At 35.9% G+C, this 24583-nt stretch carries 30 protein-coding genes; 13 read left to right on the top strand and 17 right to left on the bottom strand.

Annotated features, from left to right (window positions below; all coding sequences use genetic code 11):
• The first annotated feature begins 54 nt into the window (after positions 1–54).
• From AEQSU_RS10865 to AEQSU_RS10855, 3 genes are read left to right on the top strand one after another with little or no spacing between them, the layout of a single operon-like run.
• Positions 55–765 carry a glycosyltransferase family 2 protein gene (locus tag AEQSU_RS10865; RefSeq protein ID WP_014782911.1) on the top strand — a complete coding sequence of 237 codons (711 nt, stop codon included), beginning with the start codon at positions 55–57 and terminating at the stop codon, positions 763–765.
• Positions 762–1394, top strand: a complete 633-nt coding sequence (locus AEQSU_RS10860; protein WP_014782910.1) for a lipid-A-disaccharide synthase N-terminal domain-containing protein — start codon at positions 762–764, stop codon at positions 1392–1394. The genes AEQSU_RS10865 and AEQSU_RS10860 overlap by 4 nt, the downstream gene beginning before the upstream one ends.
• Entirely contained in the window at positions 1384–3009 is a 1626-nt protein-coding gene (locus tag AEQSU_RS10855) for an ArnT family glycosyltransferase (protein WP_014782909.1), read from the top strand. Before AEQSU_RS10860 ends, AEQSU_RS10855 begins: the two co-directional genes overlap by 11 nt.
• A gap of 92 nt (positions 3010–3101) precedes the next feature.
• On the opposite strand, the gene AEQSU_RS10850 is transcribed toward AEQSU_RS10855, so the two are convergent.
• The 4 genes from AEQSU_RS10850 to AEQSU_RS10840 are packed head-to-tail and all read right to left on the bottom strand — an operon-like array spanning position 3102 to position 5779.
• Positions 3102–3668: a phosphatase PAP2 family protein gene (locus tag AEQSU_RS10850; protein WP_014782908.1), complete on the bottom strand. Its 567-nt coding sequence runs from the start codon at positions 3666–3668 to the stop codon at positions 3102–3104.
• A 20-nt stretch (positions 3669–3688) separates the two neighbouring features.
• Entirely contained in the window at positions 3689–4159 is a 471-nt protein-coding gene (locus AEQSU_RS10845) for a PIN domain-containing protein (protein ID WP_014782907.1), read from the bottom strand.
• Positions 4144–4371, bottom strand: coding sequence for a UPF0175 family protein (locus tag AEQSU_RS16465; RefSeq protein WP_014782906.1), 228 nt, complete (start codon positions 4369–4371; stop codon positions 4144–4146). Before AEQSU_RS16465 ends, AEQSU_RS10845 begins: the two co-directional genes overlap by 16 nt.
• A gap of 46 nt (positions 4372–4417) precedes the next feature.
• Positions 4418–5779 (bottom strand): NAD-dependent succinate-semialdehyde dehydrogenase, encoded by a 1362-nt coding sequence (locus AEQSU_RS10840; protein WP_014782905.1) that lies wholly within the window; start codon positions 5777–5779, stop codon positions 4418–4420.
• A 218-nt stretch (positions 5780–5997) separates the two neighbouring features.
• Here AEQSU_RS10840 and gcvT point away from each other — a divergent pair, with 218 nt between their 5' ends.
• From gcvT to AEQSU_RS10820, 4 genes are read left to right on the top strand one after another with little or no spacing between them, the layout of a single operon-like run.
• Positions 5998–7080: a glycine cleavage system aminomethyltransferase GcvT gene (gcvT, locus tag AEQSU_RS10835; RefSeq protein ID WP_014782904.1), complete on the top strand. Its 1083-nt coding sequence runs from the start codon at positions 5998–6000 to the stop codon at positions 7078–7080.
• The gene (locus tag AEQSU_RS10830) at positions 7080–7994 is read left to right on the top strand and encodes a glutaminase (protein WP_014782903.1); all 915 of its coding nucleotides are present in this window, start codon (positions 7080–7082) and stop codon (positions 7992–7994) included. The genes gcvT and AEQSU_RS10830 overlap by 1 nt, the downstream gene beginning before the upstream one ends.
• Positions 7995–8014: 20 nt before the next feature.
• Positions 8015–8872, top strand: coding sequence for a sugar nucleotide-binding protein (locus tag AEQSU_RS10825; protein WP_014782902.1), 858 nt, complete (start codon positions 8015–8017; stop codon positions 8870–8872).
• Positions 8873–8910: 38 nt separating this feature from the next.
• Positions 8911–9192 (top strand): 4a-hydroxytetrahydrobiopterin dehydratase, encoded by a 282-nt coding sequence (locus tag AEQSU_RS10820; RefSeq protein ID WP_014782901.1) that lies wholly within the window; start codon positions 8911–8913, stop codon positions 9190–9192.
• A 110-nt stretch (positions 9193–9302) separates the two neighbouring features.
• Here AEQSU_RS10820 and AEQSU_RS10815 read toward each other — a convergent pair whose 3' ends face one another.
• From AEQSU_RS10815 to AEQSU_RS10780, 8 genes are all read right to left on the bottom strand, one after another.
• A complete protein-coding gene (locus AEQSU_RS10815) occupies positions 9303–9611 on the bottom strand; it encodes a 2TM domain-containing protein (protein WP_014782900.1) in 309 nt (102 codons plus the stop codon).
• Between the two features lies 1 nt (position 9612).
• A complete protein-coding gene (locus tag AEQSU_RS10810) occupies positions 9613–9930 on the bottom strand; it encodes a 2TM domain-containing protein (RefSeq protein ID WP_014782899.1) in 318 nt (105 codons plus the stop codon).
• A gap of 1 nt (position 9931) precedes the next feature.
• Positions 9932–10237 carry a 2TM domain-containing protein gene (locus AEQSU_RS10805; protein ID WP_014782898.1) on the bottom strand — a complete coding sequence of 102 codons (306 nt, stop codon included), beginning with the start codon at positions 10235–10237 and terminating at the stop codon, positions 9932–9934.
• 98 nt (positions 10238–10335) lie between these two features.
• Positions 10336–11667, bottom strand: a complete 1332-nt coding sequence (locus AEQSU_RS10800; protein WP_014782897.1) for a 2TM domain-containing protein — start codon at positions 11665–11667, stop codon at positions 10336–10338.
• A 63-nt stretch (positions 11668–11730) separates the two neighbouring features.
• Positions 11731–12393: a hypothetical protein gene (locus tag AEQSU_RS10795; protein ID WP_014782896.1), complete on the bottom strand. Its 663-nt coding sequence runs from the start codon at positions 12391–12393 to the stop codon at positions 11731–11733.
• A gap of 191 nt (positions 12394–12584) precedes the next feature.
• A complete protein-coding gene (locus AEQSU_RS10790; RefSeq protein ID WP_014782895.1) occupies positions 12585–14738 on the bottom strand; it encodes a TonB-dependent receptor in 2154 nt (717 codons plus the stop codon).
• A gap of 101 nt (positions 14739–14839) precedes the next feature.
• On the bottom strand, positions 14840–15043 hold the full coding sequence (locus AEQSU_RS10785) for a helix-turn-helix domain-containing protein (RefSeq protein ID WP_014782894.1): 204 nt from the start codon (positions 15041–15043) through the stop codon (positions 14840–14842).
• Positions 15044–15045: 2 nt separating this feature from the next.
• Positions 15046–15570: a DUF2975 domain-containing protein gene (locus AEQSU_RS10780; protein WP_014782893.1), complete on the bottom strand. Its 525-nt coding sequence runs from the start codon at positions 15568–15570 to the stop codon at positions 15046–15048.
• Between the two features lie 303 nt (positions 15571–15873).
• Between AEQSU_RS10780 and AEQSU_RS10775 the strand changes: the two genes are divergently transcribed.
• Entirely contained in the window at positions 15874–16203 is a 330-nt protein-coding gene (locus AEQSU_RS10775) for a hypothetical protein (protein ID WP_014782892.1), read from the top strand.
• Here the strand turns inward: AEQSU_RS10775 and AEQSU_RS10770 are convergent, their stop codons facing one another.
• Positions 16204–17475 carry an NAD(P)/FAD-dependent oxidoreductase gene (locus AEQSU_RS10770; RefSeq protein ID WP_014782891.1) on the bottom strand — a complete coding sequence of 424 codons (1272 nt, stop codon included), beginning with the start codon at positions 17473–17475 and terminating at the stop codon, positions 16204–16206.
• A 114-nt stretch (positions 17476–17589) separates the two neighbouring features.
• On the opposite strand from AEQSU_RS10770, the gene AEQSU_RS10765 reads away from it, so the two are divergent.
• Positions 17590–18084 (top strand): RNA polymerase sigma factor, encoded by a 495-nt coding sequence (locus tag AEQSU_RS10765; RefSeq protein WP_014782890.1) that lies wholly within the window; start codon positions 17590–17592, stop codon positions 18082–18084.
• A 3-nt stretch (positions 18085–18087) separates the two neighbouring features.
• On the top strand, positions 18088–18735 hold the full coding sequence (locus AEQSU_RS10760) for an ABC transporter permease (protein WP_014782889.1): 648 nt from the start codon (positions 18088–18090) through the stop codon (positions 18733–18735).
• 130 nt (positions 18736–18865) lie between these two features.
• Here AEQSU_RS10760 and AEQSU_RS10755 read toward each other — a convergent pair whose 3' ends face one another.
• Together AEQSU_RS10755 and AEQSU_RS10750 are read right to left on the bottom strand one after the other, a co-directional pair.
• On the bottom strand, positions 18866–19669 hold the full coding sequence (locus tag AEQSU_RS10755; protein WP_014782888.1) for a lysophospholipid acyltransferase family protein: 804 nt from the start codon (positions 19667–19669) through the stop codon (positions 18866–18868).
• A gap of 190 nt (positions 19670–19859) precedes the next feature.
• Positions 19860–20501, bottom strand: a complete 642-nt coding sequence (locus AEQSU_RS10750) for an NUDIX hydrolase (protein WP_014782887.1) — start codon at positions 20499–20501, stop codon at positions 19860–19862.
• A 2-nt stretch (positions 20502–20503) separates the two neighbouring features.
• Between AEQSU_RS10750 and AEQSU_RS10745 the strand changes: the two genes are divergently transcribed.
• Positions 20504–21226, top strand: a complete 723-nt coding sequence (locus AEQSU_RS10745; RefSeq protein WP_014782886.1) for a peptidylprolyl isomerase — start codon at positions 20504–20506, stop codon at positions 21224–21226.
• A 57-nt stretch (positions 21227–21283) separates the two neighbouring features.
• Here AEQSU_RS10745 and AEQSU_RS10740 read toward each other — a convergent pair whose 3' ends face one another.
• Together AEQSU_RS10740 and AEQSU_RS10735 are read right to left on the bottom strand one after the other, a co-directional pair.
• On the bottom strand, positions 21284–21904 hold the full coding sequence (locus tag AEQSU_RS10740) for a trimeric intracellular cation channel family protein (protein WP_014782885.1): 621 nt from the start codon (positions 21902–21904) through the stop codon (positions 21284–21286).
• Entirely contained in the window at positions 21901–22617 is a 717-nt protein-coding gene (locus tag AEQSU_RS10735) for an RDD family protein (protein WP_014782884.1), read from the bottom strand. Before AEQSU_RS10735 ends, AEQSU_RS10740 begins: the two co-directional genes overlap by 4 nt.
• 35 nt (positions 22618–22652) lie before the next feature.
• Here AEQSU_RS10735 and AEQSU_RS10730 point away from each other — a divergent pair, with 35 nt between their 5' ends.
• Both AEQSU_RS10730 and AEQSU_RS10725 read left to right on the top strand, forming a co-directional pair.
• On the top strand, positions 22653–23621 hold the full coding sequence (locus AEQSU_RS10730; RefSeq protein WP_014782883.1) for a stage II sporulation protein M: 969 nt from the start codon (positions 22653–22655) through the stop codon (positions 23619–23621).
• 91 nt (positions 23622–23712) lie between these two features.
• Complete coding sequence (locus tag AEQSU_RS10725) at positions 23713–24582, top strand: hypothetical protein (RefSeq protein ID WP_014782882.1); 870 nt, start codon at positions 23713–23715, stop codon at positions 24580–24582.
• The last annotated feature ends 1 nt before the right edge of the window (position 24583 follow it).

Raw genomic sequence — 24583 nt, 5'->3', positions numbered from 1 at the left:
GCCTTATTCTTCAAAAAAGAAATACTTTTGCACAAACCTTTTCAAAAAAACTGAATGTACGAGTTTACCATAATTGTGCCCGTTTATAACGAAGAAGAAAACTTAGAACGTGTTGAAAAGGAACTGCTTGACTACACCAAAATCGCCTTTAAAAAAACGTCTATCCTCTTTGTAAACGACGGTTCTAAGGACAACAGCCAAATGCTAATTGAACAAATTTGTAATCGCAATGAGGCTTTTCATTTTATAAATTTCAAAGAAAACCGAGGTCTGAGCGCTGCCATAAAAGCAGGTTTTGATTATGTTGAAAGTCCGTTGGTTGGTTATATTGATAGCGATTTACAAACTGCGCCAGAAGATTTCAACCTTTTGCTGGAACATATTGGCGAATACGATTTGGTTACAGGAGTTCGCGCAGATAGAAAGGATAAGTTCGTAAAAAATATGTCATCCAAAATTGCAAACGGAATTCGTAGAGCTTTTACAAATGACGGAATGGACGATACGGGTTGCCCTCTAAAAGTTATAAAAAGTGATTACGCAAAACGCATTCCAATGTTTAAAGGCCTTCACAGGTTTTTACCCGCAATGATTCTTTTGCAAAACGGAAAAATTATACAAGTGCCTGTAAAACATTTTCCAAGAATGGCGGGAACTGCAAAATTTGGACTTTGGAATAGATTGATTGGGCCTCTGATGGACTGTTTCGCTTACCTTTGGATGAAGAAAAAATACATCAACTACGAAATTAAAAGCAAAAGATGAGCAACTGGATTGTGTATGGCATTGGCTTTTTGGCACAAATCCTTTTCAGCGGAAGGCTTATTGTTCAATGGATTCTTTCCGAAAAAAGCAAGCGTATAATTACACCTTCAGCTTTTTGGAAACTGAGTTTGCTCGCTTCCTTTTTACTTTTCGTTTACGGACATTTACGTGATGATTTCGCGATTATGCTCGGTCAAGCCTTAACCTATTACATTTATATTCGAAATTTACAATTGCAAGGCGAATGGAAGAAATCGCCCAAATGGTTGCAAATTTTTCTTTTTGTCTTTCCAGTTTTCGTTGTAATTTATGCTTACAATAACGGCGAATATGACATCCAAAAGCTTTTCAACAACGACGACATTCCTTTTTGGCTCCTACTTTTAGGAATTGTCTCACAACTAATTTTCACACTTCGTTTTGTATATCAATGGATAGTTTCTGAAAAAACAAAAACTTCACAATTACCCGTTGGCTTTTGGCGAATGAGTGTTTTAGGGGCTTCGCTAATTTTAACCTATGCAATTTTTAGAGAAGATCCAGTACTTTTTGTAGGCCACATTGCTGGTTTGATTATTTACGTTCGGAATATTTTTATCTGGAAAAAACAAATGCGTTATGAAAATTGAAAAGAATTATTTACTGCTTCTTTTAATTACTTGCGCGGCTATTTTCTTCGTGAATTTAAACTCGTTGCCAGTAAATATTATGGAAGCGAGAAACTTCATTACGGCACGTGAAATGTTGCAAGATGGCAACTGGTTATTAACCACAATAAATGGTGAACCACGCTATCAAAAACCGCCGCTTCCTACTTGGCTTACTGCTTTTTCTGCAGCTATATTTGGAATAAAAACTATTTGGGCACTACGACTTCCGGCAGCTATTATGAGTTTAATTTTAGTGCTTTTTTCTTATAAACTTGCCACAAAATTAACTTCGGAAAAATTATATGCCTTTATAAGTTCGTTAGTATTGGCGACTTCGTTTTACATCGTTGCCTCCGCTCGTGATGGGCAGTGGGATATTTACACCCACGGGTTTATGATGGGTTGCATCTATCTTCTGTACTTATTTTTCACGGAAGAAACCCATAAATATAGAAATGCACTTTTGGCTGGACTTTTCTTTGGTTGTTCGTTCTTGAGCAAAGGCCCTGTTTCGTTTTACGCATTGCTCCTCCCCTTTTTGATTGCCTTTGGAATTGTTTACAAATACAAAAACTTTAAATCGCGCTGGTTGCCGTTGATTGCTTTTCTAATAGTCGCAACAATTGTTTCCACTTGGTGGCATTGGTACACATTAAAATTTGATCCAGCTGCCGCAGAAATCACCAAAAAAGAAACTACAAACTGGATTAGTTATGAAACTAAGCCATTTTATTATTACTGGAGTTTTTTTACGCAGAGCGGCGTTTGGACCATTCCGGCATTTATAGCTTTGATTTATCCATATTTAAAGAATCGAGTTTTTAATAAAAAAGCCTACTTCTTCACTTTTCTTTGGACGATGATTTCAGTGATTTTACTTTCGTTAATTCCAGAGAAAAAATCGCGCTATTTATTGCCAGTATTAATTCCAATGGCTTTGAATACGGGTTTTTATATTGAATATCTTTTCAGAAAATTTAAAAAATTGAAAGATAAAAGGGAAACAATTCCAGTCTATTTCAACTTTGGGCTAATTGCTTTTATAGGAATTGCATTTCCAATAGGTGGCTATATCTTTCTGAAAGACGGACTTGCCGGAAATTGGGTTTGGTTTGTATTGCTTTCGATTGCATTATTAACAATAGCGGTTTTAATGTATAGAAATCTCTTCCGAAGAAAAATTGAAAGCGTTTTTTATCTAACAATAGCTTTTATTGTGATGGTAATTTGGTTCGGACTTCCACTGAGTGCTGCAATTACTGACAACCCTGAGTATAAACCATTTTCAGAAGCGAATACTTTTGCGAAAGAGAAGAACATAGAAATCTATGAATTTTCAGATATGACGCCAGAGCTTATCTGGGATTATGGCGAAAAGATGAAAATTTTAAGAGAAGACGAAAATATTTTAATTCCAGAGGAAAATCAATTTGGCGTGATGGTTTCTGACAATAATCACGAAAGTTTTGAGGAAGCTTTTTCAGAATTCAATAAAGAATTTATAGTCCGTTACGATATGAATCCGAAGGGAAAAGACAGCCGAACACATAAAAATAGATTGTATAGGGATTTGTTTGTTGTAACTAAAAAGTAATCGCAATGTCACCCCGAGCGCAGTTGAGGGGTTTCTTGATTTGAAATTTCGTTATTAGAAAGAGGTTTCGACTGCGCTCAACCTAACATAATTTACGAATTAAATTTCTTCTGTCCCCATTTTTGCAGAAGATAAAACAGCCAACCTATAACGCCCCCAAAAGCCATTCCTGTAATTACATCTAACGGATAATGAACGCCCAAATAAATTCTGCTATAAGCAGTAATCACAGCCCAAAGAAGTAATAAAAACGGTAAATATTTATACCATTTCTGAAGACTCAGTCCTAAAAACAAAGCAGCCGCCATTGAGCTTGCGGCATGTGCAGAGAAATATCCAAACCTACCACAACCATCGGCAATGTAGCGCATTTGTTCTTTTAACTCTGCAACTTGACAAGGCCGCGGACGCCTAACGCCATATTTAAAAAGATTTGCCAATTGATCTGTAGCAGTAATCATTAATGCAACACAAACAATAACTACGAGTGTTCCTTTTAGTCCATAATTCTTGTAAATTAAATACAGAAGAATAGCATAGATAGGTATTGACGACCATTTTTCGGTTACGAAAAGCCAAAATCCATCCCAAGAAGTGTTTCCTAAATTGTTTAAAAAAAGAAAAAATTCAGTGTCGTATTTTAGGAGTTGGTCGAGCATTGGTATATTTTTTTTAAATATTATCCTTTAGTTTTATCTTCTCTATGTTCATCGTTTAATTCTGTGAGCAATTTTTTGGAAATTCTAAAGCCACTCTCAATTATTTTATTAATTTCCTCCATTACATTTACAACTAATCCTTTTTCTTTTGCAAATATTAATATGCCGATAGTTCCAACGGTTTTCACGTTGTAAGATTCGGCAAATTTTCTTCCTTTTAATTCATCAATAATAACGGTGGCGTTTTGTATTTCCAATGCTAGAGCGATGGCACTGGCTTCTCCCTTATCCAATTTTGCATAAAAGGTGGTGAGCAGTTCGGAATTCTTTGGGTTTTGAACTTTAATCCAATCTGGTAGTGATTGCCCAAATACCCTTTGAATGTCAGAAGTGATATAAACTTCTCCAAAAAGTTTTTGCAGAATATAAAGCAGTCCAATATTATGAAGAGAGATTAAACAGCTAGTGTTTGCAATTACTGTTTTAGCCATTTGAGTGATTCTTGAATATCCTCCATAGTTTCAGAGAAAATGGATATGCCATATTCACCAATGGTTTCCAGAAATTTCCTACGAGAAATACCCACCAATTCTGCAGCCTGACCAGAGGATAAAACGCCCTGTTCAAATAAAATTCCTGCCAATTGCATCTTTATGGAATGTTCATCCACAGAATTCGGCACATTTATTTCTATCTTCTTCATAACGTAAATATAAGAAATCTTTTAAATTCAGTGCTCAGTCACAATCTTACTTGTTTATAAAAATCGTTTTCCTATTCACAAATTCATGAATACCATGCTGGCTAAGTTCGCGGCCGTAACCACTCTTCTTGATGCCGCCAAAAGGCAATCTTGGGTCGCTTTTCACCAATTCATTTATAAAAACAGCACCTTCGTCAAATTGAAAAGCTAGCTTTTCTGCTGCTTCAATGTTTTTGCTGAAAATGGAAACGCCCAAACCAAATTCTGAATTATTTGACATTTCAACGGCTTCTTCAACTGTTTTGAAAGTTGTTACTGATAGCACAGGGCCAAAGGTTTCTTCTTCAAAAACGGTCATCTTTTGAGATACATTTGTCAAAATGGTTGGTTCATAATAGGCACCTTGACGATTTCCGCCAATTGCTAATTTTGCGCCAGATTTTAGGGAAGCGTTTACTTGTTTTTCCAAATCTTTCGCAAGATCCTCGCGTGCCAAAGTTCCCACATAGGTTTTTTCATCCATTGGATCGCCGCTTTTAAGTTCACGGACTTTTATTACCATTTTTTCTACAAATTCTTCGGAAATGGATTCATCTATTATCAATCTTTTTCCAGCGATGCAGCTTTGTCCCGTATTCTGAAATCGTGCTTGTACGCAGGTTGCAACGGCTTTATCAATATCGGCGTCTTTCATCACTATTAACGCATTGTTTCCGCCTAATTCCAAAACAGATTTCTTTATGTTTTCACCCGCAATCGAAGCCACGGAAGCACCAGCTGGGCCACTTCCCGTCAGGGTTACTGCTTTTACTTTTTCGTTTTCAAGCACTTCTTTAACATCCTTACTGCCAATCAATAAAGTGGTAAAACAATTTTCTGGGAAACCTGCTCTTTTAAAAACCTTTTCAATATTCAAAGCACTTCCAAAAACGTTTGAAGCATGCTTCAAAAGACCAATATTCCCAGCCATTAACGCAGGAGCTGCAAAACGGAAAACTTGCCAAAATGGATAGTTCCAAGGCATTACGGCAAGTACGATACCCAAAGGTTCATAGCTCACATAACTTTTGAAAGCATCCGTTTGCACAACTTCATCTTGAAGTTGTTTCTCAGCATTTTCAGCGTAAAACTCGCAAACCCAAGCACATTTTTCAACCTCGCCAATGGCTTGTGAAATTGGCTTTCCCATTTCCAAAGACATCATTTCTGCATATTCTCTTGTATTCTTTTTTAATTCAGCAGCTGCAGCAAGCATCAGCTTTTTTCGCTCAGAATAAGAAGTTTCACGCCAGCTGTAAAAACGTTTGTCCGCTTTATCAATTAGATCTGAAACCTCCTGTTTTGTATGATTTTTATATGTTTGTAATTCTACGTTATTATATGGATTGTATGAAGTTGTTGTGGCCATTGTTTTTGTTTTAAAAGTAAATGAAATCATTGAGAAAAGGTCTGCAAATTAGACGATTTTAACGAAAATCTTGATAAAAATAAACCTTTCAAACTTTCGTTACCTTTGCACGATTGTAATACATTTGCTTAAAATTTATTACAAAAGACCTAAATAATTATTATCAAACTTAAAGCCTGAGCAGAGTCGCAGGGCACTCAAAGAAAACTAGAAACAAGATGAAAAACATAGCACTTTCTCACATACACGAACAATTGGGCGCTAAAATGGTGCCTTTTGCAGGATATAATATGCCTGTTTCTTATGAAGGCGTAAACGCAGAACACGAAACGGTGCGCACAGGCGTTGGCGTTTTTGACGTTTCGCATATGGGCGAATTTTTATTGACTGGTCCTAAAGCTTTGGATTTAATTCAAAAAGTATGTAGCAACGATGCCTCAAAACTTGTGGATGGCCAGGCGCAATACACTTGTTTACCTAATAAAACTGGCGGAATTGTGGACGATTTGATAGTTTACAAACTTCAAGACGAGCAATATTTATTGGTCGTAAACGCTTCAAACATTGATAAAGATTGGGCTTGGATTGAAAAACAAAACACGATGGACGCCGATATGCGGAATCTATCTGATGATTATTCACTTTTGGCAATTCAAGGGCCGAAAGCTATTGAAGCTATGCAATCTTTAACTTCTGAAGATTTGAGTGCGATTAAATTTTACCATTTTAAAGTTGCCGATTTTGCAGGAATTGAACACGTAATTATTAGCGCAACTGGTTATACCGGTAGCGGCGGATTCGAGATTTATTGCAAAAATAGCGAAGTGGAACAAGTTTGGAACAAAGTGATGGAAGCGGGAAAAAACTTCGGAATAAAACCAATTGGTTTGGCTGCTCGCGACACGCTAAGACTTGAAATGGGCTTCTGCCTTTACGGAAATGATATAAGTGATACTACTTCGCCTCTTGAAGCTGGTTTGGGTTGGATTACAAAATTCACGAAGGATTTTGTGAATTCAGAAAACCTAAAAAAGCAAAAAGAAGAAGGAGTAAAACGAAAACTAATTGGTTTTGAACTTACTGAACGCGGTATTCCGCGTCACGATTATGAAATCGCCGACAAAGACGGAAATATTATTGGTATCGTTACCAGCGGAACAATGGCGCCATCTTTAAACAAAGCCATTGGTTTGGGTTACGTTACTGTTGAAAATAGCGCTCCCGGAACGGAAATATTTATTCAAATACGAAACAAACCGGTTGCGGCAACTATCGTTAAAACACCATTCTACAAAGGTTAATGCTAGATTATCAAGCCATATTGGAAGAAATTCACAGCTCGCTCAAGAAGGTTGACAACACGGGAGAAGTCGCGAATTATATTCCAGAGTTGGGGAATGTTTCAAAAGATAAATTTGGAATCCATCTTCAGCTGATTACTGGTGAAAGTCATTCTGTTGGCGATGCTTCAGAAAAATTTTCAATTCAAAGTATTTCAAAAGTGCTTTCGCTTGCAAAGGCGTTTCAGCTTGTTGGAAATGATCTTTGGGAACGTGTAGATGTGGAACCTTCGGGAAACCCTTTTAACCATCTTTCGCTTTTAGAACTGGAAAACGGAATTCCTCGAAACCCGTTAATAAACTCCGGAGCCATTGTGATTGCTGACGTTCTGCTTTCTCACTTAAAAAATCCTAAAGAAGACTTTTTAAATTTTGTAAAGGAATTGACGCACGACGATAGTATTTCCTACAACAATAAAATTGCCGAATCTGAACGAATTACAGGTTTCAACAATTATGCTGCGGCAAATTTATTAAAAGCCTACGGAAATCTCAATAATGAAGTAGAAGATGTTTTGGATTTTTATTTTCATCAATGCTCCATAATGATGGATTGCAAGCAACTTACCAACGCTTTTTTCGTTTTTGCAAACAAAGGAGCTTGTTTAAAAAATGTTCAGCATTTAACTGCCAGCCAAGTGAAGCGAATTAATGCAATAATGCTTACTTGCGGTTTTTACGACGAAGCTGGCGAATTTGCTTTTGAAGTAGGATTGCCAGGGAAAAGTGGCGTTGGCGGCGGTATCGTAGCACTTTTACCACACTGCTTTACTATTGCTACTTGGGCGCCAGCCTTGAACCCAAAAGGAAATCCATATTTAGGAATGCAGGCTTTGGAACAATTTACAACAAGAACGAAACTGTCTATTTTTTAGCGTTTTCACGAAAGATTTTAATGAGAAAGAGAGAAGAAAAACAGCGGATTTTGATTTTGGGCGGCAGTGGCTTCATTGGTAATGCCTTGTACAAAGAACTTCTACCCTATTTTGATGTGCATTGTACTTACTGCCAACAAGAAGGCGCGTTTTCTGAAAACCAAGTATTCTCTAAATTCTGCGTTGAAGAAGATTCCATATTATTGTTGCTTAACACTATAAAACCGACGGTTATCATTTCAGCATTAAAAGGAGATTATAGAAATCAGTTTGAAGTACATCAGCAAATTGTGAATTTCGCTTTGTTAAATGAGGCTTGTTCTGTGCTTTATATTTCGTCTTCAGAAGTTTTTGATGGAAAGTTTCGACTTCCTTCTTATGAAAATGATAGTACGCTATCGGAAACCGCTTCGGGAAAATTCAAAATTTCAATAGAAAAATTATTGTTGGAAACCATTCCGCAGCAAACAGGGATTTTGAGATTGCCGATGGTTTTAGGTATTAATTCTCCAGAGATTCTTCATCTACGCCAATGTATTCGGCATCAAGCGAACTTTGATGTGTTTCCAAATTTAGTGATTACGGCTACAACGATTAGCAAAGTCTGCCAGCAGGTTCATTACATTATCAATCATTCGCTTTTCGGGATTTTTCATTTGGCTAGCAATGATATGGTGCATCACGAAGATCTTTTTCGAGAAATCACCTCTAAATTGGGCGATAAATTGCCTATCTTTAAAAGTGTATTTAGCAGTAACGATGATAGTTATAATGCGATTCTTCCAAAGGGAAATAAATTGCCTATTTCTAAACAAATTACAGTTTCGGAAGTTATTGAAGAATGTAGTTTGAAAGAAGAAATTATATCAATCAAATAAGCTAACGCGCTAAACCTCAATAATTAAAAATAAAAAATATGAAAGCATTATCAGAAAAAGAAATCAAAGCTAAGTTGAAGGAATTTGAAGGTTGGGACTACCACGAAGGTGCGTTGCATACCATTTTTGAATTTGAAGATTTTAAGGAAGCCTTTTCGGCAATGACCCGAATTGCTTTTGAAGCCGAAAAACTACAGCACCATCCGGAATGGAGCAATGTTTACAATTCATTGGAAATTTACCTTTCTACCCACGATGCCGATGGCGTAACTGAAAAGGATTTTGAGCTGGCAAAGATTATTGATGATTTGATTGGATAGAAATTTCAATAAGAGGATTATTAAACTTTAAAATAAAAAATGCGGATTGATTTATTCAGTCCGCATTTTTTATTTTTTTTTGGAATTTGGTTTTTTGGAATTTGGAATTTTCACATTTGTTCTTCCTCCAAAAACTGCATTATTTTTTTCTCTTCCCAATCTTTCAAAAAATTGTTTCTTACGTTAAGCACAAAGATTAGATATAATGCGTGAGACACCAATCCGATGCCCCAGAAAAAGGTGGTTACATAGTTTCCCCAGTCCGAAAAGTCTATAGGGTTGCTATTGAAAACATTGGCTGAAACTAGGATGATTCCAGCATTCACGAGTATATAAACTGTTAGGTGACTATAAAAACCTTTTAGGGTTTCTACTTTTTTCTTTGCTCTTAAATATGCTAGACTTCTCTTAGTTTCCATTTTATTCTTCTTTAACATATCTTTCCAATTGTCTTTCTTCCCAGTTTTTTATAAACTTAAATCTATATTGAAAAACTTTTGCAGCGTGAAATAATAATCCGATTCCCCAGAAAATAGGAACTATTAAAATATTCCAATCTATCCATTCTATGAAATTTTTATCTGGCGAAGTGTTCTGAAAAAACCCTAATATATTACCTCTTATAGCAAATAAGATGATGTTAACGACAATATAAACCAGTAGATGTTTGTAGAAACTCTTTAGCATTTCTAATCTCTTGCGGGCGTTTCTTAATTTTATGTTTTCAGAATATTTCATATTAGTTCCAATTATTATTGTTACGTTCCTCTTCTTCCATAAACTGCTTCAGTTTTCTTTCTTCCCAACCCTTGTTTAGAAATGGATTCCATTTAAATACTTTCAACGCTTGAAAAAAGAGACCGATTCCCCAACCAAAAGCTGCCCATAAAAACCATGGATGGCGTAATTCATTTACATAATAATTTAATCCTGCCAGCGCAACTATAAATATTACGTAAAACATCAAGCTGCTATAAAACTTCTTTAATTGAGCAACGTGTTGTTTCGCCTTAAAATATTTATTGTCTTTTTCTTGAGAATCCATAATTGTTGTTTTTAAATTATAGTATAAAAGTACTATAGTCAAGCTTCAATTTAAAATAGAAACACCCGAACTGTACTATTTATAGGATGAACCGTAATTTATTCATCTTTATCCATAAGCTCACGGATTTTGCGCTCTTCCCAGTTTTTTCCGAAGAATGGATTGTAATTAAACGTTTCAGAAGCGTGATTTGTAATGCCGATTCCCCAACCCACAATAGGGAAAATGGCCCACGGAAATCCTGCTTCCGAAAGGAAATTGAGATAGATAAACCCTGGAATACAGATAAGGTAAATACCAAAGTGTATATAAAAACCTTTCAATTTTTCAACCCGTTTTTTGGCTAACTTGTATTTTTTTTCTGAAATAAATGTATCTGAAGTGTTCATAAACTTAATATTTTCGCTTAAAATAGGAATTGCAACACTAAACTCCTTTCGGTTTTCTTGAATGATTACTGAACGCTTCGTTAAAAGAGCATATCTATCTCGAATGTTTCGCAAGCCAATTCCTGTGCTTTCTTTTAAAACCTGTTTTGGTTGCATATTATTGGTTACAACCAAACTTCCATTTTCTTCGGAAATAGTAATGTAAAGTTTTTTTGAAGGCATTACTTGATTGTGCTTAACAGCGTTTTCGAGCAAAAGTTGAAGCGACAAAGGCACGACTTTAGCCTGCGGATCTGTTAACTGCGAAGGCGGAGTATAAACTATACTATCCTCAAAACGTACAGTCAATAAAGACATATAAAGTTCGGCGAATTTCAGTTCTTCTTCCAAGGTCACCAATTCCTTGCTTTTCTGCTCCAAAACATATCGATACACTTTTGAAAGCGTTGTAGTGAAACGTGTTGCGGCTTCAGGGTTTTCTTCAATTAAACTGGTAAGAACATTCAAACTATTAAAAAGAAAGTGTGGATCGAGCTGATTTTTAAGCGCATCAAACTTTGCGGAAGCCGTTCCTGCAATTATTTTTTGTTCGGTAACAATGTTTTGCTGCTTGTTTCGGTAATAATAGGCAACATAAAAAATTGATGTTACCACAACAGATATTACAAAGGCTATGTAGTAATTCTCAATGCGTTCCGAAGCCATAAATTCTGAAATACTTCTTCCATCAATCACTACTTCTGTAAAAATTCGCAATAAAAAGATGCTTAAAAGTGTAATGGTCACACCGCCTAAAAGGCCCTTAAAAAGATTCTTTATTTTAAATACGGAATTAGGAAATTGTTTCAGCAAAAAACCAAAATATTGGGCATTCACAATATAAAGAACCACAGAATACATCTGATTATACAAAAAACCTACAAGCAAATCCCTGCCACTATTGTAAGTGTGGCCGTTCATATATTCAATGATTCCTATAATGATAAAAACCAATGAACCTACGAATAGTGCTTTTCCGAGGTCTTTTAAAAGGTGCTTCATAATTTTAATGGTGTTGCCACGAATATTTTTACACAATCATTCGTGAATTCGTGGCAAAAATTTTTATTTACAGCTTTCCGCTTGAACTTGTTTGGCTCGCTCTTCACCATAACTTGGATAAAATTCTCCTTCTGGTTTAAAAGTAGCAAAAAGATCGATGGCTCGTTGAATATCCTTGCAATAAGGCTCTATGGATTGTCCAAAATATTGTGCGCCGCCTATGTCCCATTCTGCTTTAGCCAAAATCATCCGTGGATTGTTTGGAGCCAGTGCCAGCGCTTTGTTGTATAGCTCTGAAGCTTTTGCGGAATAGGTCATTCCGTATTGTTGTCCGTCAAAAACAATCCAAGCAGTGTACAATTGTGCTTGTAAAACCAGCAAATCTGGGTTTTCTTTGGAAATAGCCGTGGCATCATTTATAAAATCTTGCGCCTTTCCCAATTGTGCCGTAAGCTTGGTTTTATCCTTTTCAGAAAAACTGTTAATCACATTTATTTGTGCCACATAATATGGCGGCAACCAATTGTCTGATTCTGCCGTAGCAATTCTTTCAAAAACATTTGCGGCTTCCCAAGATTTGTTTTCTTGCCAGAGTGAGAAGGCTTTTTTCATACCTTGTTGGTATTTTGTGGATGCGGCATCTGTTTTTGTCTCGGCAGTGTCAGATTGAGCTTGCAGTACCAAAGCGGTAAAGAAAATTGTGAGATAAGTGAATACGGTTTGCATGGTTTTAAAGTTAAGTGTTAATTGTTATTTGTTAATTGTTGTCGTTAAATTATAATTCAAATTTGCTTCAAAATATTTCTTCTGAAAAAATCTATCAACCCAATTGTCGAATATTGAAGCTGAATTGTGGTTTCGTTCCAACTTTGACAAAGTTTGAAACTTCCGTCTTCTGTCATCAGTCATCCAAAACTTTACAAATTATCCAACTGATTGTCCTTACCGTCCGTACTAATTGTCCAAAAGAAACCTACAAAAAAGAACTGGTCTGCTGCTGGGCGAAGTTCTCGTCTAGCAAAATTACCGTTTGCATCTGGCGTGTTAGCGTATTGATAACCATTCACATTTTTAAAAGCGAAGGCATTATTTATTGAAAAATACAGAATTTTTTGTTGTGATATTAAATACGCCAAGTTTAAACTAACGCCATTATAGCTTTTTGTTTTACTCTGAAGAAAACCTGGTTTATTTAAATCTGTGTATGTGCGACCGCTCCCATATTGGTAACTAAAACCAACTTGGCTTTTCCAATCTTCTATCCAATATTTTCCTACTACCGAAATGTTGTGAGTGTTCGCAAAGTTTGGCGTCGCTTCAATTGGAAAGTTTTTATACTTCCGTTGCGTATCCAAATAGGAATAGCTCACCCAATAATCCACGTTTTTAATACTTTCATTATCGCGCCAAAAAATATCTAAACCTTGAGCGTAACCATCGCCGTTATTTGCAAATGTGCTATTTACGTCAGGCATTGTTTCATTAAAGGTTACGAGATTGCTGTATTGTTTTCTGTAGGCTTCCGCACGAAATATCCTGTTGTTTGCGGAATATTGATAGTTCATAATGTAATGTTGCGTGTGCTGCGCTTCTAGATTATTTGTGAATTTTAAAACCTCATTTTCTGGTTGCTGAAAAAAATCGCCATAAGCCAAAGAAAGCTGACTACTTTTTCCAGTTTTAAAGGCGAAGGAAGCTCTAGGAGAAACGGTAAATTCTTTGAACAATTCACTGTATTCTCCACGAACGCCAAGCTTTAAAGCTAGTTTTCTCGAAAAAATAATATCTGCTTCCGTAAAAGCTACAGAAATATTATTGTTGAAACCAAGCTTCGCCCCAAAATTGGGTTCGCTGTAATTTTCGTTGAAGTCGGTCACAAATTGTTCTGCGCCAAAATTCAACTTAAAGCGGTTGCTGAAGCGTTTTTTCAATTTCACTTTGAAGTGAGCTGAATTTTCCACATCATTAATATCTGCTTCATCAATGCCAACCTTTGTGTTTCCATAGGTATAACTTCCACCAGCGAAAATGGTCCAATCGTCATTAAGCATTTCACTGTAACTCGCGTTTGTATAAAAATTTTGATTGTTCAGTTTAAAACGTACACCTTCCGGTTGATTGATGTCTTCCTGCGTAAGTGAAAAGCTTGAAGTATCAAAAGCTCCGTAAATTTTCAATAGTCCATCCCCTATTCTTTGACGAAAAACAGCTTCGCCAGAAGCCGTTTCAAAAGGCTTATGCCAATCGTTTCTATCTGGGAGAATTGCGATGTATGGCGCCAGATTTATGTAGGAAGCATTCAAACTCAACGAGCTTTTTTCCCACTTTTCGGTATGACCTAAGCCGGCACCAACGGTCATAATTGAAATGTCTGTTTTTTCTTGGTCTGGTTCGTCTATTGTATTCAGAAGTAAAACTGAAGAAAGCGCTTGTCCATATTCCGCAGAATAACCGCCGGTGGAAAACGTGATACCGTCAAAAAGAAACGGGCTGTACCTTCCACGTGTTGGAATATTATCTGTTGTTGGGCTATAAGGCGTAAAAACACGAATACCATCGATAAAAATTTGGGTTTCGCTTGCATCGCCACCACGAACAAAGAGACGACCATCTTCATCAACGGTTGTTGTTCCTGGGAGTGTTTGCAGCGCGCCAACAAAATCACCCAAGGCACTGGCAGTTGTAACAATGTCTAAAGGCTTTAAAACTGAGATTTTACTATTGTCTCCCGCGGAAAACGAACCTGCGGAAATAGTTACGGTATCCAATGAATTAACGTCGTCGCGAAGTACGATTTTCAAGTCTTTCATTTTTGAAACCTCATCAATCATTTTGAAAGGTTCAAAGGAAACATACGAAATAGTCAAGGTTTGGGTGCCTGTCTCCGAAGTTTCGAATGAAAATTTTCCGTTGTCGTCTGTTGATGCTCCATCATAAGCGCCCTCAATATATACGTTTGCGCCAGGTATGGGCATTCCTTTATTGTCAGTAACTGTCCCTGAAACAATAGTTTGAGCAAAAATGAAAGAAGGAAAAAGAGCGATTAAAAAAGTAATGACTGAAATTTTCATGAGTTGGCTGATTTTAATTTTCAGGTCAAAGATGAAATATCAGCTTATCTTTTCAGAAAAAAATAAGCTGAGATGTTATAATTCAGTTCCGAATTGTAATATTATTCAACAAATTCTAAAATATCTCCTGGTTGACATTCCAATGCCTTACAGATCGCTTCAAGAGTGCTAAAACGCATCGCTTTCGCTTTTCCTGTTTTCAAAATAGATAGATTAGAGAGTGTTAAGCCCACTTTTTCAGAAAGTTCGTTTAATGACATCTTTCTCTGCGCCATCACTACGTCTAAGTTTACAATTATTGGCATAATTATATTGTTAAGTCATTTTCGGATTGAATTTCTACACCTCTTTTAAAAACTAAAGCTAGAATATAAATAATACCCGCAAAAAACAGAAATTCCTCTGCGCCCCAATCAATCTGGGAAATTTCAGCGCCTCTTTTTAGCATTCTTTCGGTGTATTGATTGGCGATTAAGGCAACAATACCAATGCTTAATGCGAAATAAGCGATTTTAGAAATCAGCTTTGCAGCGTTTTCATTGAAGGGATAATTAAGATCGAATTTCATAAAAAGCTTAACTACGAGATAGGCGATATAGGCTTTCATTCCCGTCAACACTGTTAAAAAGCTAAGAAGATTTATGTAATGATTTAAATCAATATTTTCATAATCAAAAAAATCAACTCCCAAATAAAGCGGTTCAGAAGCCTCTGGGCCAGCAAATACACTCATAAAAAAGGAAACTATCAACGTTCCAGTTTTTATACACAATCCAATAAATACTATCCAGAATACAATATTCATTATTTTCATTATAACATTTGTTTTCATTTTTATAGATTTATAATTACATCACGAATGTAGATAAATATTCATTGATAAACAACAAATATATTTTATTTTTCAATAAATAATATCATTTCACTAGACGTTTTTGAAAAGTAAAAACCTATGAAACCTTATTATTAAAACCTTTTGCGAAAATTCTATCCTACTTTTTTTCTAAAACAAAAAATGAAAAAATTGTATCTTCGGGAGAAAACTCCTGATATACCGGAATTTAATTATCTGGAGGCTGCAATCAGTAAAAAATATTCTAGCCACTATAACTAATAAACTTAAAAATTAATTATTATGAAAACTGACAACTACACAAAAACAATCTTAACAATTATCGCTATTTGCTTAACCATTAACGTGGTGAAGGATTTTGATGTTTTCCCTTCAGCTTATGCCTCAGAGAAAGTTGAAACAAAACCAATAAACGAAGTAATGGACGTCCGTTTGGTGGATATCAATACTTCCGACGAACTAAACGTAAACTTGAAAAGTGTTGATACTTATGATGAAGTAAAAGTAAATCTCAAAAAAATTGAAACTTCAGACAAATTAGACGTGAATCTTGAAGAAATTGGTGGCGGTTGGGTTTCAAACGGAGGTCCTATTCCTGTAAAAGTGCAATAATTATTTTTTAAACGGCCTAATAATCAACCGTGCAGCGCGATCATAGTTGATATAACTATAGGTCCAATTAAAAAACGTAACTACTCTATTTCTAAAACCCACCAAAAACCATAGGTGAACAAACATCCATAAAAACCAAGCGATGGCACCGCCAAAGTGCATTTTGCCAATATCAACCACGGCTTTGTTTCTTCCTACGGTTGCCATTGTGCCTTTGTCAAAATATTTAAAGGGTTCTAACTTTTCGCCTTTCAGCATTTTTTTAAAGTTTTTTCCTAAGTTTTTTCCTTGTTGAATTGCTGGTTGCGCTACTTGTGGATGTCCTTTGGGATATTCTTTGGTTTCCATCAAAGCAATATCGCCCAATGCATAGATATTATTAAAACTTACTATTTTGTTGAATTCATCAACTTTATATCTGTTTGCTTTTTCAACAAGCGCTTCGCCATCTATTCCTTTAACTAGTGCGCCTGTAACTCCAGCGGCCCAAATAAATGTGGCTGTTTCAAACTTTTTACCATCTTTTGTGGTTACCGTTTTTCCGTCAAAATCGCTGATAAGAGTTTCCAAATGAAGCTGAACACCCAGTTTTTCAAGATACTTTTGGGCTTTTTTTGAAACTGCTTCACTCATTGGTGGCAAAACTCTATTCTGGCCTTCTATTAGATGAACGTTCATTTCGTCTTCGTCTAATTCTGGGTAATCATTTTCGAGAATTCCTTTTCTAAATTCAGCTAACGCTCCAGCAAGCTCTACTCCTGTTGGTCCTGCGCCTGCGATTACGAAATTGAGAAGGCGTTTTCGTTCTACTTCATCTGTAGTAATATCTGCCATTTCAATATTCTGAAGCATTAAACTTCTGATGTTTAAGGCTTGAGGCACGGTTTTCATTGGCATACTGTTTTTAGCAATACTTTCATTTCCGAAGAAATTGGTGCGCGTTCCTGTAGCGAGCACTAAATAATCATATCGTAGATTTCCTATGGAAGTTGCAATTGAATTGTTTTCAGTATTTATATTTTCAACTTCAGCCATTCTAAAGTGAAAATCTTTGTTTTTTCTGAAAACTTTCCGAAGTGGATATGCTATGGAATCCGGTTCCAGCCCAGCGGTGGAAACTTGATATAATAAAGGCTGAAAAGTGTGATAATTATGTCTATCAAAAAGTACAATTTGTACCTTTTCATTTCGAAGCTGTTTTATAAAGGAAATACCAGCAAATCCGCCCCCTATAACTACTATTCGCGGTACGCCTGTTTCAGGAATATTCATCGTTTTTGTTTAAGATATAAAAGTACGATTTGTTAATTTAGTTACCTTATTTTTTAGGATTTTTGTAACAAAGCAATCTCTAGGAACACTAATAAAAAAGCCAACAAGAAACCATTGAACAAAGAACTGGAACATCGTTTTGTGACCGAATTGGAGGAAAACCAAAACATTGTACATAAAATATGTAGGTTATACACCAACGACAGTGACGCTCACAACGATCTGTTTCAGGAAATAACCATTCAGCTTTGGCGTGCATATCCTAAATTTCGGGGCGATTCTAAGTTTAGCACCTGGATGTACCGAGTGGCTTTGAATACGGCGATAACGCTTTATAGAAAATCCAAACGTTCCATAAAAACGCAGGATTTTGAAGGGGTGAGTTTTAAAATTTCTTCAGAACCTTATGACGATACTACGGAAAAACAGTTAAAGTTGATGTACAGTGCTGTTAAAGACCTGAATGATATTGACAAGGCACTCGTGTTTCTCTATTTAGAAGATAAAAATTACAGAGAAATCTCGGATACATTGGGTATTTCGGAAGTAAATGCAAGAGTGAAAATGAACAGGATAAAAGGAAAATTAAAAACAATTTTAAATCCGTAATATATGATGGATGAATTGGAATTATTAAAAAAACAATGGCAAAACCAAGAACAGGAATTGCCACATTTGTCATTTAACGACATCTATAAAATGCTGCTGAAAAAATCTTCTTCTATCGTAAAGTGGATTTTCTACATTAGCATTGCCGAAATTCTATTTTGGACCTTATTAGCGTTTCTTGTACCAGAATCGAGTACAAAATTTACGGATGACATTGGGCTACATAATGTGTTAATTGGAATCAACATTTTGAACTATACAATTTTTGCAGTATTTATATTTCTTTTTTACAGAAACTATAGAAAAATTTCTACTACAGATTCTATTAAAGAGCTGATGAAGAATATTCTGCAAGCCAGAAAAACTGTGAAGTATTTTGTGATTTATAATGTTACCGCTTCAATTTTAATTATAATCGGTGTGAATATTTATTACTATTTAAACCAAAATATTGTGTTTAAATATATGTCTGAAGATTATGGAATTACAAATATATCACAAGAGCAATTTATGAATATGTTTTTCCTTATTCAAGTTTTATTCGGGTTGTTAATGATAGCGTTTGTCCTAGTTTTCTACAGACTTGTTTATGGAATACTAATGAAAAGACTTCATAGAAATTATAAGGAATTGGAGAAGATTGAAGTTTGATTCAGTGGTCAGTGAAAGATTATATTTATTTTCACTAATAAAAAAACTATTGCTAAAAGTTTGAGTTGGTTGACAATCTAGTGTTTTATAAATACTTTACACTGCTTACTGAACACTGATTACTGAATACTTAGTATCGCCACTCTCTTTGTTTATTAAGCTCCTCTTCGCTTAATAATTCTTTAGAAGGAATTACTTTTAAAAAAGATGGATGCTGCTCAATGGCATATTCCAGTTTTTCAACAATATCATTTACTGAATCATTTTCGTAATCAATCTCTAAAGGGGGCTTTATATCAAATGTTTGAAGGATTCCACGTTTCTTTATTCTGATACCTTTTTTGTCAAAAGATCTTCTAAAACCGTCTATAACTATAGGTACTACAATAGGTCTATTTTTTTTAATGATATGCGCGGTTCCTCGTCTGATTGGTTTCCAAGGCTTTGTAGTTCCTTGTGGAAAAGTGATTACCCAACCATCATCTAACGCTTTGGTGATGTTACTAACGTCGCTCATTTTTACCTGTTTGTTTACTTCTTGCCCTTTTTCACGCCAAGTACGTTCTATACTTATAGAACCTGCATAAGCCAAAATTTTTGGTAATAAACCTGATTTCATAGTTTCCTTCGCAGCGACAAAATAGATGTTGAGTTTAGGCCGCCATAAATAACCTACGTTTTTGATACTGTCGTCTCTTCCGCTTAAACTGGCGTTAAACACGTGAAGCATCGCTGCTACATCAGCAAAATAGGTTTGATGATTGCTAACAAAGAGTACGTTGGTTTCAGGAAGTTCTTTTAAGATTTCACTTCCGTGAATTTGTAAATCGTTAAATCCTTTAAAGCGTCTATGGGTTAAAAGTCCAGCAATCCGAATCAACCAGAGTTTTAAAAAAATTGTATGCCCAAATGGGTTTTTTTTGAAGAGAGTCATTGGTCAGTGTTCAGTATTCAGTAGCAGTTTGCAGGTATCGCGCTTCAATAATTCAAATTTCCAATAATATTTTTGATTTGTTTTGGAATTTGAGTTTTAATTTTCAGAATATGTTTGTTATTTGGTTCCGATAGCAATCAGGATTTGCTATTTGGAATTTTCACCACGACAAATATACTAAAATAAGCTATTACAGAGCCATTTTCAGCAATTCACGCACTTCATTGAGCATCATCGCAGTAGCGCCCCACACTATGTGTCCATTTAAATTGAAAGCTGGCACTTCAATGTTTGTAGCGTATGATGTGGACAGCGTTTGAGTGATAATGTTTTTGTCATTCATAAAATCTTGTAAGGTAACTTCTATAAGAGCCTCCACTTCTGCTTCTTCGGCAACAAATACGGGTGCTTGTGTGGTTATTCCTAAGAAAGGTTGCACAAAAAAGTTGCTTGGCGGGATGTATATTTCTGTAAGTTTTTTTAACACAGAAATGGTATCACGAGAAACTCCAACCTCTTCCTCAGTTTCCCGAAGAGCAGCATCTTGAATACTGTTGTCTTTTGCTTCCATCTTTCCGCCAGGAAAACTTACTTGAGCTGAGTGTACACCTTTGTACGTTTTCCGAAGAATTAAAATCATTCGAGTTTCAAAATCTTCCGAAGGATAAAAAAGTGACATTACACCTGCGTACTTTGCGGTGTTTCTTTCCTGAGCGGCACTTTTTAGTTCTTGCAAACGTTCAATAGGTGCCATTTTAAATTGCACCGCTTCGCCGGGAAGTTCCATTTTTGTTACTTTTACAATTCGTTTTTCAAAATCGTGAAAATTCATTTATGAGAAGATTGATTATATATTACTGCGGAATTGTTCTGTTCTTCGGAAGCTGTGAAGATAAGAAAAAGACGTCCGATCCCGATAGCTATCGGGACGAAACTGAAATCGAAAACGAAATCAAAACCAAAATCGAAGTTGAAGCTGAAAAAAAGGAAGAAAAGGAATATCCTGTAATTACCAATGAAAATGTGGTTTCATTTTTAACCGAATACGGAAAGAAAAATCCAGAAACCAAGGTTTTGATAACAACCCGATTTGGTGATATTGAAATTGAACTATATAAAGATACACCGCTGCATCGCGCCAATTTTATCTATTTAGTAAAACAACATTATTTTGATGAAACCTTTTTTCATCGCGTAGTTCCAGACTTTATAATTCAGGCAGGAAACAGTGATTTAGTTTCAACCCAGAAAAAACGTGCAGAACTTGGAAAGGAATATTTACTTCCTGCGGAAATTATTCCAGGTCGTGTTCACGAATATGGAACTGTTTCCGGAGCCAAAGAATACCGCGAAAACCCAGACAATAGAACCGCTCCTTATGAGTTTTTTATCTTTCTTGGTCCAAAATCTTCAACAACGCATTTAAACGGAAAATATACAATTTTTGGAAAAGTGATTAAAGGAATGGATGTGGTGGAAGAAATTTCAAAAGTGAAAGCCGATGATGGAGATTGGCCGTTGAATAATATTTATATATCTGCGAAGGTGATTGAGTAGAAATCCCGATAGCTATCGGGACCAAATTACAAGCTCCAAATTCCAAAAATAAACCCATCAACTCCCCATCTCATCCTTCCTATAAATACTAGGCAACGAAAGATCAAAATAAACCGCCAATAAACGAACGATTATTACAATTGAACCAGAAATAATCACAATAAAATCTGCTGAAATAGACGTGTTCAAGAGAAGAAAATAGGCCGTAGCTCCCAAAATACAAGCCGTTGCATAAATTTCTTTTCTAAAAATAATAGGGATCTCATTACAAAGAATATCACGAATTACACCACCAAAACAGGCAGTCATTGTTCCCAAAGCTACACAGATTATGGGATGAAATCCTGCAGCAATGCCCTTCTCAACCCCAACGATGGTATAAAGTGCAATTCCAATGGTATCAAACAAAAATAGTGATCGACGAATGTAATTAAGTCTTTTTCTAAAAACAACCGCGAATATCGTCGATCCGAAAATGACGTAAACATACGTTAGGTTGCGCATCCAAGCAATATTCGCTTCAATCAGAATATCGCGCAACGTTCCACCGCCAACTGCTGTTACAAAGGCGATAATCAAGATACCAAAAGGATCTAAGCGCTTATTCATCGCTGTAAGAACTCCTGAAATGGCGAACGCAATGGTTCCTAAAATGTCTATTAGTAATAGTAGCTTCACATGTTCTGGGTATAGTAGTTATAATCTTTTATCACTTTATCAATGAATTGTATTGGGGTTTCTTCCAGTTTCACTTCCATCACATTTGCAACTCGTTTGGCAAGTTTTAAAATTACGTTATGGTTTCCATTGTAACGTGCTTCCCTGAAAACATTTTTTATGGTCTGCATTTCAGAATCGCTAAAAACAGTGACTTGCGGAAATTGTGAAACGTAATTATCTGGAATATCCATCAAAATAGTTTGCGAAAAACTAACGGTCTGTTTCTCCGTAATAACCGTAGTTGAAGCGGCAAGATCACCAATGCGCTGACCTTTTCCGTTAAACAAAATGGTTACTAGAGCCAATGCGCCGCTGGTTGCAGTGATATCTATTATTCGAAAGAGCCAACGCAATATATAATTTGAAAACGCCGGTTTTGATCCATCGGTTTTCACAACCCTCAATTTCATTACTGCTTTGCCTGGACTGCGGCCATTCCATAACATTTCCCATAAAAGATGGTATAGAAAAAGTGGAAGTCCAACGGTCATCCCGACCAACATATAAACGGAATCCGAGAGCTCAATGCTTACAAATAGCAGGGTTATTAATAAAACGTAAATAACCATGATGAATAGATCAATCAAGTAAGCCAAAATACGCTCACCTACTCCTGCCACATTTTGAAGAATGTTAACATTTTGGGCCGTTTCTATTTGAAAATTATCCATTAAATATGTTTCTTTGGGCAAAACTACTGCATAACATGCGCGAAGCCGCCTTTGCGAAGCAAAATAAAGATAAATGGTTAAAATTTGAAAGCGTTCTTCGGAATAATGTTCAAATGAATCCCGATGCCTTGAGCGCGCTTTATGTTGAAGTTACCGACCATTTAAGTTACGCCCGAACTTTTTACCCTAAAAGCAATACTCTCAATTACTTAAATGGGCTTTCAATCCTTGCGCATCAAAAAATCTATAAGACAAAGCGTGAATCGCGAACTCGTTTTATTACTTTCTATACGCAGGAATTTCCTTTATTTTTTTCGCAATATCACAAACAACTGCTCATTGCGTTTTTAGTATTTGTGCTTTTTACAATAGTTGGCGCCTATTCTGCTGCAACAGATGGAAATTTTGTTCGACTTATTTTAGGAGACGGTTACGTAAATATGACTTTAGCAAACATCGAAAAAGGAGACCCAATGGCGGTTTATAAAGAAATGGGCGCACTCAATATGTTTCTCGGCATAACGATTAACAATATAACTGTGGCGCTTTATGCCTTTGTTTATGGCTTGTTTTTAAGTCTTGGAACACTTTTCATCATTATGCGAAACGCTATAATGTTAGGATCTTTTCAATATTTCTTTTTTGAAAAAGGAATGCTTTGGGAATCCGCCAGAACCATTTGGATTCACGGTACTATTGAAATTTCAGTAATAATTATAGCTGCTTGTGCAGGTTTAGTTTTGGGCAATAGTATTTTGTTTCCAGGAACCTATACAAGGTTGCAATCCTTCGTTCGCGGCGCAAAAGATGGTTTGAAAATTATGCTAAGCACCGTACCCTTCTTTATAGTTGCTGGGTTTTTGGAAGGTTTTGTAACAAGACATACTGAAATGCCAGATTGGTTAGCAATCCTAATTATAGGAAGCTCACTCTTTTTAATTTTATATTATTACGTTTTGTATCCTTTGAAATTGAAGAAGAAGTTTAGATGTTTAGATGTTTAGATGTTTAGATGTTTAGATGTTTAGATGTTTAGATGAAAAATAAATAATATCCATTTTCCCTTTAGGGGTTAGGGTCAGTCAATAAAAAACCATGGAAGAAACAGTAAATTTTAAAAAACAACGCGAGATTGGAAGTATTCTTAGTGATATCTTCAAATTTATCCGTTTAAACTGGAAACCACTTTTAGGACTTATCATTAAAATTACTGGTCCTGCGTTATTGATTATGCTTGGCGCCTACGTTTTCTATATGCAGTCTATGATGAGCGGTTTTGGAATTTTGGAATCTATCGGTACTTTGGATGGCTTTTCATCTCAAATGATTTTGCCGTTTTTAGTGATGATTTTGGCCGGAACAGTTTATTATGCGCTACTAAATGGTGTTGTATTACACTATATAAAATCATACATCAAAAATTATGGCGTGGTCAATAAAGACGAAGTTTCCGCAGGTGTGAAGAAAGATTTTTGGAAACTCATTGGGACCAGTTTTTTGGTAGGTCTAATAGTTGGCGTTGGCACAATGTTCTGCGTTATTCCAGGGATATATTTCGGCGTGGTCCTTTCCGTTGCTTATGCAGTCATAATTTTTGAAGAAAAAGAAGTGTCGGACACCATCAGTTATTGCTTCAATCTTGTAAAAGATGAATGGTGGATAACCTTCGCCACATTTTTAGTGGTTTTTGTGCTTTACTATTTTATAATGATCATTTTTCAAATGCCGCAATACATCTATTTCTTTATCAAGGCATTCACCGCAGGTCAAGAAATTTCAGCAGATCCGGCTTCAATGTTTGATTGGGTTTACATAACATTAACCACGATTGGAATGGTCTTTCAATACATTTTCTATTCAATCATTGTTATTGCTACTGCTTTTGTGTATTTCAATTTAAATGAAAAGAAAAACTTCACCGGAACATTGGAAACCATAGATTCCATAGGGAAACAGCACGAATAAT

Source organism: Aequorivita sublithincola DSM 14238, from assembly GCF_000265385.1.
GTDB lineage: Bacteria > Bacteroidota > Bacteroidia > Flavobacteriales > Flavobacteriaceae > Aequorivita > Aequorivita sublithincola.
The sequence above is the reverse complement of the archived record's forward strand: the minus strand, read 5'-3'. Positions and strand labels throughout refer to the sequence as shown.

What these genes read in the sequence shown, in the direction of transcription:
- AEQSU_RS10865 (WP_014782911.1), top strand. Translation starts at nt 55, where the DNA reads ATGTACGAGTTTACCATAATTGTGCCCGTTTATAACGAAGAAGAAAAC.
- AEQSU_RS10775 (WP_014782892.1), top strand. Translation starts at nt 15,874, where the DNA reads ATGAAAACTGACAACTACACAAAAACAATCTTAACAATTATCGCTATT.
- AEQSU_RS10725 (WP_014782882.1), top strand. Translation starts at nt 23,713, where the DNA reads ATGGAAGAAACAGTAAATTTTAAAAAACAACGCGAGATTGGAAGTATT.
- AEQSU_RS10755 (WP_014782888.1), bottom strand. Translation starts at nt 19,669, where the DNA reads ATGACTCTCTTCAAAAAAAACCCATTTGGGCATACAATTTTTTTAAAA.
- AEQSU_RS10770 (WP_014782891.1), bottom strand. Translation starts at nt 17,475, where the DNA reads ATGAATATTCCTGAAACAGGCGTACCGCGAATAGTAGTTATAGGGGGC.
- AEQSU_RS10785 (WP_014782894.1), bottom strand. Translation starts at nt 15,043, where the DNA reads ATGCCAATAATTGTAAACTTAGACGTAGTGATGGCGCAGAGAAAGATG.
- AEQSU_RS10850 (WP_014782908.1), bottom strand. Translation starts at nt 3,668, where the DNA reads ATGCTCGACCAACTCCTAAAATACGACACTGAATTTTTTCTTTTTTTA.
- AEQSU_RS10800 (WP_014782897.1), bottom strand. Translation starts at nt 11,667, where the DNA reads ATGAAGCACCTTTTAAAAGACCTCGGAAAAGCACTATTCGTAGGTTCA.
- gcvT (WP_014782904.1), top strand. Translation starts at nt 5,998, where the DNA reads ATGAAAAACATAGCACTTTCTCACATACACGAACAATTGGGCGCTAAA.
- AEQSU_RS10795 (WP_014782896.1), bottom strand. Translation starts at nt 12,393, where the DNA reads ATGCAAACCGTATTCACTTATCTCACAATTTTCTTTACCGCTTTGGTA.
- AEQSU_RS10735 (WP_014782884.1), bottom strand. Translation starts at nt 22,617, where the DNA reads ATGGATAATTTTCAAATAGAAACGGCCCAAAATGTTAACATTCTTCAA.
- AEQSU_RS10780 (WP_014782893.1), bottom strand. Translation starts at nt 15,570, where the DNA reads ATGAAAACAAATGTTATAATGAAAATAATGAATATTGTATTCTGGATA.
- AEQSU_RS10760 (WP_014782889.1), top strand. Translation starts at nt 18,088, where the DNA reads ATGATGGATGAATTGGAATTATTAAAAAAACAATGGCAAAACCAAGAA.
- AEQSU_RS10805 (WP_014782898.1), bottom strand. Translation starts at nt 10,237, where the DNA reads ATGGATTCTCAAGAAAAAGACAATAAATATTTTAAGGCGAAACAACAC.
- AEQSU_RS10790 (WP_014782895.1), bottom strand. Translation starts at nt 14,738, where the DNA reads ATGAAAATTTCAGTCATTACTTTTTTAATCGCTCTTTTTCCTTCTTTC.
- AEQSU_RS10815 (WP_014782900.1), bottom strand. Translation starts at nt 9,611, where the DNA reads ATGGAAACTAAGAGAAGTCTAGCATATTTAAGAGCAAAGAAAAAAGTA.
- AEQSU_RS10820 (WP_014782901.1), top strand. Translation starts at nt 8,911, where the DNA reads ATGAAAGCATTATCAGAAAAAGAAATCAAAGCTAAGTTGAAGGAATTT.
- AEQSU_RS10860 (WP_014782910.1), top strand. Translation starts at nt 762, where the DNA reads ATGAGCAACTGGATTGTGTATGGCATTGGCTTTTTGGCACAAATCCTT.
- AEQSU_RS10830 (WP_014782903.1), top strand. Translation starts at nt 7,080, where the DNA reads ATGCTAGATTATCAAGCCATATTGGAAGAAATTCACAGCTCGCTCAAG.
- AEQSU_RS10730 (WP_014782883.1), top strand. Translation starts at nt 22,653, where the DNA reads ATGCGCGAAGCCGCCTTTGCGAAGCAAAATAAAGATAAATGGTTAAAA.
- AEQSU_RS10825 (WP_014782902.1), top strand. Translation starts at nt 8,015, where the DNA reads ATGAGAAAGAGAGAAGAAAAACAGCGGATTTTGATTTTGGGCGGCAGT.
- AEQSU_RS10845 (WP_014782907.1), bottom strand. Translation starts at nt 4,159, where the DNA reads ATGGCTAAAACAGTAATTGCAAACACTAGCTGTTTAATCTCTCTTCAT.
- AEQSU_RS10810 (WP_014782899.1), bottom strand. Translation starts at nt 9,930, where the DNA reads ATGAAATATTCTGAAAACATAAAATTAAGAAACGCCCGCAAGAGATTA.
- AEQSU_RS16465 (WP_014782906.1), bottom strand. Translation starts at nt 4,371, where the DNA reads ATGAAGAAGATAGAAATAAATGTGCCGAATTCTGTGGATGAACATTCC.
- AEQSU_RS10745 (WP_014782886.1), top strand. Translation starts at nt 20,504, where the DNA reads ATGAGAAGATTGATTATATATTACTGCGGAATTGTTCTGTTCTTCGGA.
- AEQSU_RS10840 (WP_014782905.1), bottom strand. Translation starts at nt 5,779, where the DNA reads ATGGCCACAACAACTTCATACAATCCATATAATAACGTAGAATTACAA.
- AEQSU_RS10750 (WP_014782887.1), bottom strand. Translation starts at nt 20,501, where the DNA reads ATGAATTTTCACGATTTTGAAAAACGAATTGTAAAAGTAACAAAAATG.
- AEQSU_RS10855 (WP_014782909.1), top strand. Translation starts at nt 1,384, where the DNA reads ATGAAAATTGAAAAGAATTATTTACTGCTTCTTTTAATTACTTGCGCG.